The 13834-nt window shown below is 71.1% G+C and carries 12 protein-coding genes; 3 read left to right on the top strand and 9 right to left on the bottom strand.

Features of this window, described 5'->3' with window-relative positions; genetic code table 11:
* Nucleotides 1-20: 20 nt before the first annotated feature.
* Genes ABZY45_RS30880 through ABZY45_RS30845 form a run of 8 tightly spaced genes read right to left on the bottom strand, consistent with a single transcriptional unit; the run spans nucleotide 21 to nucleotide 7812 of the window.
* Complete coding sequence (locus ABZY45_RS30880; protein ID WP_356745286.1) at nucleotides 21-1646, bottom strand: thiamine pyrophosphate-binding protein; 1626 nt, start codon at nucleotides 1644-1646, stop codon at nucleotides 21-23.
* A 12-nt stretch (nucleotides 1647-1658) separates the two neighbouring features.
* On the bottom strand, nucleotides 1659-2447 hold the full coding sequence (locus tag ABZY45_RS30875) for an SDR family oxidoreductase (RefSeq protein WP_356745284.1): 789 nt from the start codon (nucleotides 2445-2447) through the stop codon (nucleotides 1659-1661).
* Between the two features lie 19 nt (nucleotides 2448-2466).
* Nucleotides 2467-3222 carry an SDR family oxidoreductase gene (locus ABZY45_RS30870; RefSeq protein WP_356745282.1) on the bottom strand — a complete coding sequence of 252 codons (756 nt, stop codon included), beginning with the start codon at nucleotides 3220-3222 and terminating at the stop codon, nucleotides 2467-2469.
* On the bottom strand, nucleotides 3215-3736 hold the full coding sequence (locus tag ABZY45_RS30865) for a cupin domain-containing protein (RefSeq protein WP_073749699.1): 522 nt from the start codon (nucleotides 3734-3736) through the stop codon (nucleotides 3215-3217). The genes ABZY45_RS30870 and ABZY45_RS30865 overlap by 8 nt, the downstream gene beginning before the upstream one ends.
* Nucleotides 3727-4533, bottom strand: coding sequence for an alpha/beta fold hydrolase (locus ABZY45_RS30860; RefSeq protein WP_356745279.1), 807 nt, complete (start codon nucleotides 4531-4533; stop codon nucleotides 3727-3729). Before ABZY45_RS30860 ends, ABZY45_RS30865 begins: the two co-directional genes overlap by 10 nt.
* Nucleotides 4530-5327, bottom strand: coding sequence for an aspartate dehydrogenase domain-containing protein (locus tag ABZY45_RS30855; RefSeq protein ID WP_356745277.1), 798 nt, complete (start codon nucleotides 5325-5327; stop codon nucleotides 4530-4532). The genes ABZY45_RS30860 and ABZY45_RS30855 overlap by 4 nt, the downstream gene beginning before the upstream one ends.
* Nucleotides 5324-6301, bottom strand: coding sequence for a VOC family protein (locus ABZY45_RS30850; RefSeq protein WP_356745275.1), 978 nt, complete (start codon nucleotides 6299-6301; stop codon nucleotides 5324-5326). Before ABZY45_RS30850 ends, ABZY45_RS30855 begins: the two co-directional genes overlap by 4 nt.
* A 29-nt stretch (nucleotides 6302-6330) precedes the next feature.
* Nucleotides 6331-7812 (bottom strand): aldehyde dehydrogenase, encoded by a 1482-nt coding sequence (locus ABZY45_RS30845; RefSeq protein WP_356745273.1) that lies wholly within the window; start codon nucleotides 7810-7812, stop codon nucleotides 6331-6333.
* A 288-nt stretch (nucleotides 7813-8100) separates the two neighbouring features.
* Here ABZY45_RS30845 and ABZY45_RS30840 point away from each other — a divergent pair, with 288 nt between their 5' ends.
* On the top strand, nucleotides 8101-9468 hold the full coding sequence (locus ABZY45_RS30840) for an MFS transporter (protein WP_356745271.1): 1368 nt from the start codon (nucleotides 8101-8103) through the stop codon (nucleotides 9466-9468).
* 113 nt (nucleotides 9469-9581) lie between these two features.
* On the top strand, nucleotides 9582-10121 hold the full coding sequence (locus tag ABZY45_RS30835; protein WP_356745269.1) for a MarR family transcriptional regulator: 540 nt from the start codon (nucleotides 9582-9584) through the stop codon (nucleotides 10119-10121).
* A 106-nt stretch (nucleotides 10122-10227) separates the two neighbouring features.
* Here ABZY45_RS30835 and ABZY45_RS30830 read toward each other — a convergent pair whose 3' ends face one another.
* Nucleotides 10228-11958 carry a pentapeptide repeat-containing protein gene (locus tag ABZY45_RS30830; protein ID WP_356745267.1) on the bottom strand — a complete coding sequence of 577 codons (1731 nt, stop codon included), beginning with the start codon at nucleotides 11956-11958 and terminating at the stop codon, nucleotides 10228-10230.
* Between the two features lie 388 nt (nucleotides 11959-12346).
* Here ABZY45_RS30830 and ABZY45_RS30825 point away from each other — a divergent pair, with 388 nt between their 5' ends.
* Complete coding sequence (locus ABZY45_RS30825; protein ID WP_356745265.1) at nucleotides 12347-13792, top strand: glyceraldehyde-3-phosphate dehydrogenase; 1446 nt, start codon at nucleotides 12347-12349, stop codon at nucleotides 13790-13792.
* Nucleotides 13793-13834 lie beyond the last annotated feature (42 nt).

Raw genomic sequence — 13834 nt, 5'->3', positions numbered from 1 at the left:
GGCAGTTCAAGGCGGCCGGGTTACTGGCCCGGGATCCGCACGGGCGGGGTGAACGGGTTCTTCATCGGGCCCAGCGCGGCCAGGTCGACCTCCACGAGCGTGGGGCCGTCCGAGGCGACCGCTGCGCCGATCACCGCGTCCGCGTCCTGCGCGGCGCCGATGCGTGCGTAGGGCAGGCCGCAGGCCTGGGCGAGCAGGGCGAAGTCGGGGGTCGTCAGGTCGACGCCCGAGCGCCGGCCGCCGTGATGGTCCTGCATGTTGCGCAGGACCCCGTAGCCGCCGTCGTTGAAGACGATCAGGGTCAGGCGGGGCCGCTCCTGGGCGAGGGTGAGGAGCTCTCCGAGGTGGACGGCGAGTCCCCCGTCTCCCGCGATCACGACGGTGGGCGCGTCGGGCCGCGCGAGCGCCGCGCCGATGCCCATGCCGAGCCCCTGTCCGATGCCGCCGCCGCGCGGGAAGACGTTGTCCTTGGGGTCGTACATCTCCAGGAGGCGGTTGCCCCAGCTGCTGGAGGGGATGGTGACGTCGCGTGCGACGACGGCCTCGCGGGGCAGTGCGGCGCGGATGGCGTCGCAGATCGCGGCCTGGGGCCCGATGGAATCGTGCAGGACCGCGCGCACCTCGGTGCGTACGGCGCCGACGCGGTCGGTCCAGCCGGGTTCGGCGGGCCGTGCGTGTCCCAGCAGGCCGGCCAGGGTGGCTGCCGCGTCGCCGTGCAGTGCGTGCGTGGCGGGGTGGACACGGCCGAGCGCCGCGGCGTCGACGTCGATCTGGATGTGCGCCTCGGGGAGCCCGAGCGTGTAGTCGGCGGTCTCGTTCGACCGGAAGTGCGTGCCGATCGTGAGCAGGAGGTCGGCGTCGGCGAGGAGAGCGCGTACGGCGGGCGTGGTGGCGAAGTTGCCGATGACCTGCTCGTGGTCCTCGGGCACGCTGCCGCGCCCGGAGTTCGAGGTGATCAGCCCGGCGCCGGTCGCTTCCAGCAGGGCGGCCAGCTCGCCGCGTGCGGTGTTCGCACCGCCTCCCGCCCACACGAGCGGGCGGCGGGCGACCGCCAGGAGTTCGCCCGCTGCGGCGAGTTCGGCCTCGGCGGGGGTCAGGGGGGCGGGCGTCGCGGGCTCGGCGGATTCGTCCGTCTGGGCCGCGTACTGGAGGTCGATCGGCCATTCCACGCTGGCCGGGCCGCCGGGGGCGGCGAGCGCCGCACGGGCCGCCTCGCGCAGGATGCTTCCGGCCTGTTCGGTGTCCGGCACGGTCCGCGCGTATGCGGAGACGGCCGTGAGCATGCCGAGCTGGTCCTTGGTCTCGTGGATGAACCCCCTTCCGCTGCCGAGGAACTCGCTCTCCACCTGGCCGGTGACGTGCAGCACGGAGCTCCCGGCGCTGAGCGCCTCGATCAGCGATCCGGCGGCGTTGCCGGCGCCGGTGCCGGTGGAGGTCAGGGCGCATCCGAGGGTGCCCCGGGCCCGCCCGTAGGCGTCGGCGGCGTTCACCGCGGACGCCTCGTGGCGCACGGGGACGAACCGCAGCTCACGGTCGACGGCTTCGACGAGCGGCAGGTTGTGGACGCTGACGATGCCGAAGACGGTGTCGATGCCGAGTTCGCGCAGGACGGTGACGAGGAGATCGCCTCCGTTGTCGTGACGCATGGTGGTGTCTCCTCAGAGGATGGAGCGGCCGACGCCGCCGCAGACGTCGATGCTGGTGCCGGTGATGTAGGAGGCGCGGGGCGAGAGCAGGGCGACGACCGCGTAGGCGACCTCTTCGGCCCTGCCCAGGCGGCCCAGCGCGATGCCGCGGTCCTCGGCCAGTCCGGCCTGCCATTCCTCGTACGTCAGGCCGGAGTCCGCCGCCGCGTGGCGGCGGGTCCACTGCCCGGTGTCCACCAGGCCGAGGCACACCGAGTTGACCCGGATGCCGTCACCGGCGAGCTCCACGGACAGGGACTTGGAGAGGTTGAGGATGCCCGCGCGGGCGGCGCTCGTCGTGATCAGCCGGGTCTCGGGCTGCTTGGCGAGGACGGCGTTGATGTTGACCACGCTCGCCGCACCGGACGCGGCGAGGTGGGGGCGCGCCGCCTGGAGGGGATGGAGGACTCCGGCGAACTTCAGCTCGAGCTCGTCGCGCCAGTCCTCGGCGGTGGAGTCGTCGAGGCCCTTCATGCGGGACTGCCCGGCGTTGTTCACGAGTCCGTCGATGCCGCCGAACTCCTCGGCGGTGCGCCCGACGAAGGCGCCGACCGCGTCGGCGTCCCGTACGTCGCACACGCCGGTCAGCAGGCGGTCGCGGTCGGCGCCGAGGCCGGCCACCGCGCCGGCGAGCCGGTCCGCGTCACGGCCGCAGGTGGCCACGCGGGCGCCTTCGTCGAGCAGGGCGCGGACCGTGGCCAGGCCGACGCCCGAGCTGCCGCCGGTGACCACGATGGTGCGGTCGGCGAGGCCCAGATCCATAACTCTTGTCTCCTGCGCTTCAGTTCATGGTGAATCCGCCGTTGACGGCGATCACCTGTCCGGTCAGATAGCGGGACTCCTCGCCGAGCAGGAAGGAGACGATCCCGGTGAGGTCGTCCGGCTGCTGCGGCCGGGAGATGGCCCGGTTCATGCGGTAGAGGTCGTGCCGCTCGGCGGGCACGGTCTCGGTCGCCTCGCATTCGGTGAGGCCGGGGGCCACCGCGTTGACGGTGATCCCCTTCTCGCCGAGTTCGCGTGCCATGGCGCGGGTCAGCGCGATGACGGCGCCCTTGGAGGCGATGTAGTGGGCGAGGCGTGGGGAGCCGTACAGGGCGGCGTCCGAGGCGAGGTTGACGATGCGCCCGGGCCCGGCGAAGAGCGGGTACAGCACCTTCGACACCAGCCAGGGACTGCGGGCGTTGACCGTCATCAGCCGGTCCCACACCTCGACGTCGATGTCCTGGAACTCGCTTCCGCCCACGCCGTTCGCCAGCGCCGCGTTGTTGACCAGGCCGTACAGCGGGCCGAGTTCTCGCACGGAGGCGGCGAGCGCCTCCACCGACGCGGGGTCCGCGACGTCGCAGCGTACGAAGTGGGCGTCGATGCCCTCCCGGCGCAGCTCCGCCGCGGCGTGCTCGCCGCGCTCACGCTCCAGTTCGGCGAGGACGACCCGGAAGCCGTCGGTGCCCGCCCGGCGGGCCATGGCCAGTCCCAGGCCACGGCCCGCTCCGGTGACGACGACGGTGCGCCGGCCTGCCGGGGGCTGGTCAGCCACGGGTGACGCCGTGCATCGGCGAGTACTCGGGGTAGGTCGGCACCTGCGGCTTCTGAGTGCCGATGACGACGCAGAACAGGGCGTCGGTGTCGCCCTCGTTCTTGAGGGACCGGGTCACACCGGCGGGGACGACGATCATGTCGCGGTAGCCGAGGGTGCGGTACTCGGCCTCGTCGGCTCCGCGGTGGATGCCGACCTTGACCTCGCCCTCCAGGACGAAGAACGCTTCCTCGACGTCGTGGTGCGTGTGGGCCGGGCCCTCGGCGCCGGGCGGGAGCAGCATGTTGGAGAAGGTGAACCCGCCGGACGGGAGGATGCGGCTGTCGCTCTCGTGGTTGCCGGTGGCACCCGAGCCGACGTAGCGGATCTGGCCGCGGCGGAACTGCGGGCCGGCCTTCTCCTGGAAGGAGAGGGTGTCGAAGTCGGCTACCCGGGAGGCCTTGGTGGCGATGAGGGAGTCGGTGTACGCGGAGAGGTCGTCGCCGTTGTCGTACGCGTCGGTGGTCAGAGGCATGGTGAGGGCTCCTGTTCGAGGATGGATGCGGTGATGCGGAGGTGGGAGAGCACCCAGGCGTTGAAGTGGCCCGGCTGCTCCTGGTTGGCCAGGTGACCGGCGTCCTTGACGATCACGTAGGCGGTCTTGTGGATGGCCCCGGCGATGGCCTGGCTCGCCTCGATGCCGGTGACCCGGTCCTGTTCGCCGCAGAGGACGAGGGTGGGGGCGGCGATCGAGGGCAGCTCGGCGCGCAGGTCGGCGGAGGCCATGGACTCGGCGGCGTGGGCGTAGCCCGGCAGCCGTACCGAGGCGGCCATGGTGTCCACGACGCGGCGCACGAGCTCGTCCGGCGCTCCGGACGAGACCAGGCGCGGTCCCCGGGCCTCGGCGAAGGCCCGGGGGCCGAGCTCGGCGAGGTCGGCGGCCCTGGCCCGCATGCCTGCGGCCTTGGCCTCGTCCGTGCCGGATCCGGGGCTGGAGTCGGCGATGATCAGCGAGTCGACGAGCTCCGGGTGCCTGGCGGCGAGCCGCAGCGCGATGACTCCGCCCCAGGAGACGCCCAGGACGTGCGCGGAGTCGGCACGCTCGCGGATCAGGGCGGCAGCCGTGTCCGCGTAGTCGTCGAGGGTGAGCGTGGACTCCGGATCGGGTGACTGGCCGTATCCGGGGGCGTCCCAGGCCACGACCCGTACGTAGGCGGAGAGTTCGGCGAGCTGGGGGGCGAAGGCGGCCGACGAGGAACCGATGCCGTGCAGGCACAGCAGCAGAGGGCCGTGGTCACCCGCCTCCTCGACGTGGACGCCGACGGCGCTCACAGGATCTGCCCGGTCCGGCCGGCGAGCGCGGCCAGGCTGCGCAGGACGGCGTACGGCACCACCTGGCTGGTGGCCGGGTTGCCCGGGTCAGGGAGGTGCGCGACCTCGAAGCGGTACGCGCCGTGGGCTCCGGACGCCTCGATCACGTGGCGGGTGTGATGGGCCGCCGGGTCGGCGACGACCTGGACCCGCACAGTGTCCAGGTCGCCGACGGCCAGCGCGACCGAGGCGGCCACGTTCGTCGACTTGGGGAACTTGACCGGCACGTCACGGGCCGTGCCGGACATGACCTCGACGGGGCCGGTCGCCTCGCGCATCCGGCTCAGCAACTCCTGGTCCATCCAGGGCTGTTCGAGGGTCGAGGGCAGCTTGGTCGTGGTCAGCCGGACCTCGTCGAGCGGGCCCAGGGTGCGCACCGCCTGGAGCAGGTCGAGGCCACCGACGGCGCCGCCGGTGAAGTACACCCGGCCGGGGCCGGCCGCCAGCAGCCGCTTGGCGAGCTCGTCGTCGGTCAGCGCTCCGGTGGAGGCGACCAGCAGATCGGTGCCGGATTCCAGGACCCGCTCGCCCCACTCGCGTACGACGCCCTGCCCCGCGGCCTCGACGACCAGGTCGCAGAGCTCCAGTGCCTCCTCGAAGGTGGCCTGGCGCACGGGGGCGGCCTCGCCGAGCGGGCGGTTGTCCACGACGCAGACCAGCTCGGCGCCGGTCACGCGGCCTTCGGCGAGCGCGGTTCCGACGACCCGGCCGATGGCGCCCCAGCCGACGACGGCGACCTTGCGTACGGTGCTCATGCGGTGGCCTCCTGGGCGTCGAGGGGAGTGAGCGGGCCGGGGTCCTGGGCATCGAGGGGGGCGAGCGGGCCGGGGTCCGGGGAGCCGGCCATGCTGCAGCGGATCTCCTTCGACGGCGGGCCCGCCGTCCCCCACAGGTCGGACAGTTCGGGGACCCTGCGCCATACGCGGGCGATCCAGGCGTCCTCGACGATCTGGGCGACCTCGGAGGTGTATTCGCAGACCAGCCCGGAGGGGTCGGTGAAGTACGAGAAGGTGTTGTTGCCGGGGCCGTGGCGTCCGGGTCCCCACTGCGGGGTGATGCCGTGGTGGCGCAGCCGTCCGAGGCCCCGCATGAAGTGGTCGACCGAGGTCATCTCGTACGCCACGTGGTTCAGCGAGGTCCACTCGGCCTGGTTGAAGGCGATGCAGTGGTGGTCGCTGTTGCAGCGCAGGAACGCCATCTGGTGCTCGGACCAGTCGGAGACGCGCAGGCCGAGTACGTCGCAGTAGAAGGCGACGGCGGCGTCGATGTCGGTGGTGTTGAGCACGGCGTGCGTCACCCCGACGGGGACGGCGCCGTCCCGGCCGCGCGGGGCGACGGCCTCGACCTGGGCACTGATCTCGATGAGGCGTCCCTCGGGATCGGTGAACCTGAGCCCGTAGCCGCCGCCGGCCTGTTCCAGCGGGCCGGGGCCGGCGACGGGCACGAGGGCGCGTGCCGCCAGGCGCCGTGCGGCCTCGTCGACCTCGGCGGGGGTGGCGACGGCGAAGGCGATGCGGCCGAGGCCGACCCGGTCCCGCTGGGTCAGGTGCAGGACGTGGTGCTCGTCGCTCGTACCGCGCAGCCAGCGTGCGCCGGTGTCGGACTCGACGGTCTCCAGGCCCCAGACGTCCTCGTAGAAGTCGGCGGCCTCGCTGAAGGCCGGGGTGTGCAGCTCGACGTAGCGCAGCGAGCGGAGCCGGGCGATCGGACCGGGCGGTGGGTGGTGCATGAGTCCTCCAGGACGGGCAGGGTGCCGGGTCAGTTGGCCCAGGGAAGCGGGTGGTCCGAGATGCCCCAGTACAGGGACTTCTGACGCTGGTAGGCGCGGATCGCGTCGCGGCCCTTCTCCGTGCCGAGACCGCTGTCCTTCCACCCGCTGAAGGGGGTGGAGGCGCTGAACTGCTTGTACGTGTTGATCCAGACGGTTCCGGCCTCGATCCTGCGGGCGAGGGCACCGGCGGCCCGGAGGTCGCGGGTCCAGATGCCGCAGGCCAGGCCGTAGACGGAGTCGTTCGCCTGGCGGACCAGATCGTCCTCGTCGTCATAGGGCAGGGCGACCAGGACCGGGCCGAAGATCTCCTCCTGGCAGGTGCGCGAGGTGTTCGCGAGACCGTCGAGCACGGTGGGCAGGTAGTAGGCCCCGTCCTCGTAGAGCTCGCCCTCGGGCACCGCTCCGCCGCACAGCACACGAGCACCCTCGGAGCGGGCGAGGTCGACGTAGGCGGCGACGGAGTCCCGGTGGCGGTGGTGGACCAGCGGGCCCACCTGGGTGGCCGGATCGGTGCCGGGGCCGACGCGCAGTCTGCGTACGCGCTCGACGAGCTCCCCGACGAAGGAGTCGTAGATCTCGCGCGCCACGAAGAGCCGGGATCCGGCGATGCAGGACTGACCGCTGGACGAGAAGATCCCGAACAGCACACCGGCCAGCGCCTGCTCGATGTCGGCGTCGGCGCGCACGATCGTCGGCGACTTCCCGCCCAGTTCCAGCGAGGCGGGGATCAGCTTCCGGGCGGCGATCTCGGCGATGGACCGCCCGGTCTCCGTACCTCCGGTGAAACCGATGCGGCCGACCAGGGGGTGGCGTACGAGGGCGTCGCCGACCACCCGGCCGCTCCCGGGCAGCACGGAGAGCAGGGCGGCCGGGAGCCGGAACTCCTCGAAGGCCCGGGAGATCAGCCGGCCGAGTGCCAGGGAGACCAGGGGGGTCCAGGCCGCGGGCTTGAGGACGACCGCGTTCCCTGCCGCGAGGGCGGGGGCGATCTTCTGGGCGTCGCTGGCGACCGGGGAGTTCCAGGGGTTGATCGCGCCGACGACGCCGATGGGCTCGTGCGTGCTCACGGTGACGTAAGGGCCCCGGGAGGGCGTGACGGATTCCTCGGCGGTCTCCAGCACGGCCGCCATGTAGCGGAAGGTGCCGGCGGCGCTGAGCGCGAGGGCCCGGGTCTCCGTGAGCGTCTTGCCGGTGTCGGCGGTCTGCACGGCCGCGAGCTCGTCCGCCGCCTCCTCGACGAGTGCGCCGATGCGGTGCAGCACCCGAGCCCGCTCGTGGGCGGGCAGATCGCGCCAGGCGGGGTCCGCCACGGCCTGCGCCGCGGCCTCGGCCGCTTCGTCGACCTCCCGGGCCGAGGCGGAGTGGACGGTGGCGAGTACGCGGCCGGTCGCCGGGTCGACCGTGTCGACGGGCTCGCCCGCGCCGCGCCGCCACTGGCCCGCGATCAGGATGTCGGTGGAGAACTGCACGGGTGGACCTCCGGACGGGGCGGAAAAGGGGTGGACTCCGGTGACGGACAGGCTCGTTGCGTACAACCACCGGACTGCCGAAGTGCTAGAAATCTAAGCGCTTAACTTTCTCGACACAAGACCCCGAGGTGAAATCGTTGCCGGGAAGCTCTTGAGCACCGCATCCGCGGCATCGATGATGGTGGCCGAGTCGCAGGGACACATCTCCCTAAGCTCTTAACTATTGACCGCTTAGGTATTGGACCCTACTGTCTCCGCAACTCATCTGCCCGCGGAAGGATCCCCTCCATGACGACTGTGGCCGGCAAGCCAGCACTCGGTTCCATTGCGGCAAGACTTGAACGACTGCCGCACTCGCGCTGGCACATCAAGGTCCGGTTCCTCATCGGGGCCGTCACCTTCTTCGAGGCGTTCGACCAGCTTCTGGCCGCCTCCGCCCTGCCTGTCCTGATGAAGGAATGGGATCTCACCACCGGGCAGGCGACGTTCGCCGTCACGGCCGCCTCGGTGGGCATGCTGCTCGGCGCCCTTGTCGCGGGCTGGCTGGGCGACCACATCGGCCGGGTGCGCACGGTCGCCCTCGGCGTCGCGGTGACGGGGCTGGCCAGCTTCGCCGTCGCGTTCTCGGGCAGCATCGAGACGTTCTCGCTCTTCCGGTTCGCGCAGGGTCTCGGCATCGGTGGCGTCGTGCCGGTCGCCGCGACGTACATCAACGAGATCGCCCGCTCCGACAAGCGGGGCCGCTTCGTCCTGCTCTACGAGATGATCTTCCCGGCCGGGCTCGCGGCGGCCACGCTGCTCGCCGTCTGGGTGGTCCCCTCCTTCGGCTGGCGCGCGATGTTCGTCGTCGGCGCCCTGCCCGTCCTGATCGCCGCACTGCTGCCCCGCCATGTCGAGGAGTCCCCGCGTTGGCTGCTCTCCCGTGGACGCACGGAGGAGGCGGAGGCGGCCATCGCCAGGATCGAGGCGGAGGTGGCCCGCGCCACCGCCGAGGAGCTTCCCGCCCCGGCCCCGTCCGCGAACCCGGTGGACGAGCCCAAGGGCAGCGTCATGGACCTGTTCCGAGGGCGCTACCTGCGCCGGACCTCCGTACTCGCGGGCCTGTGGTTCGCGGCGTACTACGTGAACCACGGCATCTCCACCTGGCTGCCCTCGCTCTACACGAAGGAGTTCGGCCTGGATCTCACCACGGCCCTCGTCTTCACCCTGCTCAGCAACGTCACGGGGCTGCTGGGCACCTTCGTCATGGCGATGCTGATCGACCGCACCGGCCGGAGGCCCGCCCTGATCGGCGCGTTCGTCGGGACGACGCTCTCACTCGGCGTACTGGCGCTCGCCGGTGCGACCTCGGGCGGCCAGGTCGCCCTCTTCGCCTCCTGTACGACGTTCTTCCTGTACGCGATCAACGCGGGGCTCTACCTGTACTCCCCCGAGCTGTACCCCACCTCCAACCGGGCCACGGGCGCGGCCTTCGGAGGCCTGTGGAACCGGTGCGGCGTCATCCTCGGCCCAGTGGCCGTCGGCGCGATCATCGGGGCCGGTGGCGGCCTGGCCCTGGTCTTCGCGCAGCTCGCCGTGATGGGGGCCGTGGGAGCGGTGATCGCATGGTTCGCCGTGGAGACCAAGGGCAGGACGCTGGAGGAGCTCAACTCCTGAGCGCGGTGCGGCGGCGGTCCCGCGACTGAGCCCTCCATCACCTGAGCGGTAAGATTCTCAGTGCTGTGAGAAGCCGGGGGGGACCGCCGGCTCACGCCGTACGAGGGGATGAGATGGCAGTATCAAGGTCTGGGGACCAGGACGCCGTGGCGAAGGTGATCGAAGACTGGGCACGGGAGAGGCCCGAGCTGGACACGAGCCCGCTCGAGGTCCTGGCCCGTCTCCATCGGTCCTTCCTTCGTTACAGCACCGGCCTCACCGAGTCCATCGAGCGGCACGGTCTGTCCGTGGCGGGCTTCGACGTCCTGACCGCGCTGCGCAGATCCGGCGATCCCTACCGGCTGACGGCCGGGCAGCTCGCCGACTCCGGCCTGGTGTCCTCGGCGGGGGTGACCCTCCGGATCGACCGCCTGGAGAAGGACGGCCTCATCGTCCGTGAACGGGACACCCAGGACCGCAGAGTCGTGTACTGCCGCCTGACGGAGAAGGGTCTCGCCACGGTGGACACGGCGTTCGCCGAGCATCTGGACAACGAGAACCGGATGCTCGCAGGGCTTTCCCCTTCCGAACGCCGGCAACTCGCGCGGCTCCTGCGCAAGCTGGAGATCTCGATCCTCGACGCCGACGAGGAGCGGGCCGGCGCGGCGCAGTAGCCGGGCTCCGGCTTCCAGGTGTGGGACTCCTCGGCGCGCCCGGCGACGGTCCCGGCGCCCGCCCCTCGGCCTCGCGGCGGCTCGCAGCGGGGCCGGGCAGGCCTCGTCAGCGTTTCACGCGGTTGCGGACCGCCAGGACGGCAAGACCCAGCAGGACGGGTTCCGTGAGGCGGGAGGCCATCTCGCTGTAAGTGCCGACGGTGGTGAGCTCTTGGCCGGACGAACGGAAGACCACGGAGTTGATCACTACCCGCACGGCCTTCTCGAAGCGCTCGGTGGTGAGACGACCGGCCACCGGTCCGGCGGGGTTGACCGGGTCCGGGGTCTCGGTGACGAAGGCGATGTCCTGCCCCACCGCCACCTGCCTGCCCTTGGTCAGAGGCTTCGGATCATCGGCCGGCAGCCCCCACAGCATCATCACCAACAGCGTGCCGGTCATGGCCGTCAGCAGCCAGATCAGGGCACGAGAGGCCCGCAACCCGTAGCCGCTCAGGGCCCAGTACGAGGTCAGCAGGGCACGTTCCGGCATCGTCCTGCTCGCGTCGTGGCGGCGCATCTCCATCTCACCGTAGTAGAAGTCCGCCGCGTCGGGCTCGTTCCTGCCGTCCTCCAGTGACTTGCGCAGTTGCCGGTACAGCGCGGCGATCGCGGCCGGCCGCAGGCCGGGGGTACCGTCCGGTGCCTCTGTCCAGCCACGTCTTCGTCCAGGCGTCCGGCCGGCCCGAGCGCGCCAGTGATGCTCCTCGGCCAGCACTTTGCGAGGGCTCCACGGCCGCCTCGTAGCGGTGGGGGGCACGGCGAAGGTGCACCAGCCGTCCACCCGCAGCTGGTCGAGATGGACGGCGCCCGCGAACCGGCAGGCGCTCAGGTCGATGTCGTGCAGCATCAGGTGCGCCGCGTCCACCCCGTTCACGGAAACCAGCCGCACGCCGGGGTCGCCGGGGAGCCCGTCCTCCGGCAGCGGGTGCGAGCCGCCGACGGCGAACGGAGTGGCCCGGGCCGCGACCGTCACCGGGTACTCGCACACCGCGTCGGTCAGATCCAGATCGGCATGGCGCAGCCGCAGGGTCGCCGTCGAGGCGAAGCGGGTCCGTCCACCGTCCAGACCGGAGGCCGCCGCTTCTATGACGACCGGACCGTCGAACACCGCGTTCCGCAGTGAAAGCGTCTGCCGGCTCACCAGCGGCCCCAGGACCGGGGGCATGGCGAAGTGAGCCCAGCCGAATGACACGCCGCACTCGAAACGGGCCCCTGAGAAGGTCGCCCGCCCCCCGAACTCGGCAGAGGTGAAGCTCGTTTCGCTGTCGAAACGCACTTGGTTGAAATCGGCGTCGCCGTCGAAGCCTGCGCCGTCGAACTGCACCGTGCCGAACCTCGCGCCGCCCATCCAGGCCACGTCGTGGAATCGGGCGCCGAGAAACTCGGCCTCGCCGTGGAAACGCGCTCCGTAGAACAGCGCCTGGCCTTCGAACCGCGCCTGCACGAAGCTCGACTCGTCCTCGAAGCAGGCGTCGGCGAAGTCCGCCGGTCCCGCGAAGCGAGTCCTGCGGAACCCCGCGAAGCGCAGGAACCGCGCAGCACGGAAGTGAGCCTCCGAGGAGAATTCGGCTTCGTGGAAGAAGGCCCCGTCGGGAAAGACCGCCTCCTCGAACCGGGCGCGCCCCAGGATCGGGTGGCGGCTCTCCGGATCGCGCACGGCCAGGAGCAGTTCGCCCAGCAGGGCTCGGCCGAGGGTGGTACCGCGGTGATCGAGGTCGGCGCCGGGATGCAGCGATGCCAGATAGACGGCACGGTCGGCGGACTCCAGGTGTGCCAGGCAGTCGCTGTGACCCGTCACGGGGGTGCCACAGCAGTCGGGACGGCCGCAGCCGTAGGAATACCGTCGTTCGGGGTTCGAAGGCGAAGGCGTCATGCCTCGATGACGTTCCGCGGGGTTCCGCGGTTGCCTGACACCTGTGCGATGCCCCGGCCAGGTCAGGCCTGCGCGCGACCGCAGCCGTAGGGCGGCGCCTCTCCCGGGCGTTCCCGATGCGCACCAGCCAGCGGCAGGGGCCGGATTCCGGAGGGGCGCGAGGTCCGGCCACCGCCCCGGCCTCTCGAGTGGGCGCGAGGCCACATGACCGAAGCGCTTCCGTCCCGACGGGTCCGGACGGACGGCACCGAGTGCATGATCAAAATCTGGTGCGGTTAACATATGAGCACCGCCTAGCTCGAAAGATGGACTTGTGACTGCCACCGAGGACTCGTTCACCAATTGGAAGACCCGCGAGGAGATCGCGGAGTCGATGATCCCGATCATCGGAAAGCTGCACCGGGAGCGGGACGTGACGGTCCTGCTCCACAGCCGCTCCCTGGTGAACAAGTCGGTGGTCAGCATCCTCAAGACCCACCGCTTCGCCCGGCAGATAGCCGGCGAGGAGCTCTCGGTCACCGAGACGCTGCCCTTCCTGCACGCACTCACCGCGCTCGACCTCGGCCCGTCGCAGATCGACCTCGGCATGCTCGCCGCGACGTACCGGACCGACGACCGCGGCCTGTCGGTGGAGGACTTCACCGCGGAGGCCGTCGCCGGTGCCACCGGCGACAACAAGACGGAGCGCCGCGAGGCGCGCGATGTGGTCCTCTACGGGTTCGGCCGCATCGGCCGCCTCCTGGCCCGCCTCCTGATCGAGAAGACCGGCTCGGGCAACGGCCTGCGGCTGCGCGCCATCGTCGTACGCCAAGGCGCCGGGCAGGACATCGTCAAGCGCGCCTCACTGCTGCGCCGCGACTCGATCCACGGCCAGTTCCAGGGCACGATCACCGTCGACGAGGCGAACAGCAGGATCATCGCCAACGGCAACGAGATCCAGGTCATCTACTCGGACGACCCGACGGCCGTCGACTACACCGCGTACGGCATCAAGGACGCCATCCTCATCGACAACACCGGCCGGTGGCGCGACCGCGAGGGCCTCTCCAAGCACCTGCGGCCCGGCATCGCGAAGGTCGTCCTGACCGCCCCCGGCAAGGGCGACGTCCCCAACATCGTGCACGGCGTCAACCACGACGCGATCAAGCCGGACGAGCAGATCATCTCCTGCGCCTCCTGCACCACCAACGCGATCGTCCCGCCGCTGAAGGCGATGGCGGACGAGTACGGTGTGCTGCGCGGCCATGTGGAGACCGTCCACTCGTTCACCAACGACCAGAACCTCCTGGACAATTACCACAACTCGGACCGCCGTGGCCGTTCGGCGCCGCTCAACATGGTCATCACCGAGACGGGTGCCGCCTCCGCCGTCACCAAGGCGCTGCCCGACCTCCAGGCGAAGATCACCGGCAGCTCGATCCGCGTACCGGTGCCGGACGTCTCCATCGCGATCCTGAATCTTCAGCTCGCGCGGGGCACCAGCCGCGAGGAGGTCCTCGACTACCTCCGTAACGTGTCGCTGACCTCTCCGCTCCGGCGCCAGATCGACTTCATCACCGCCCCGGACGCGGTGTCGAGCGACTTCATCGGCTCGCGCCACGCGTCGATCGTCGACGCCGGGGCCACCAAGGTGGAGGGCGACAACGCGATCCTCTACCTCTGGTACGACAACGAGTTCGGCTACTCCTCGCAGGTCATCCGGGTCGTCCAGCACGTCTCCGGAGTGGAGTACCCGACCTACCCGGCACCGGCGGCCTGATCTGCTGCCAGGCGGCTCCCTCGGACAGGGAGCCGCCTGGCC

This window comes from Streptomyces sp. NPDC006516 (assembly GCF_040611875.1).
GTDB lineage: Bacteria > Actinomycetota > Actinomycetes > Streptomycetales > Streptomycetaceae > Streptomyces.
Note: the sequence above shows the minus strand (reverse complement) of the source record. Positions and strands in the feature narration are given on the sequence as shown.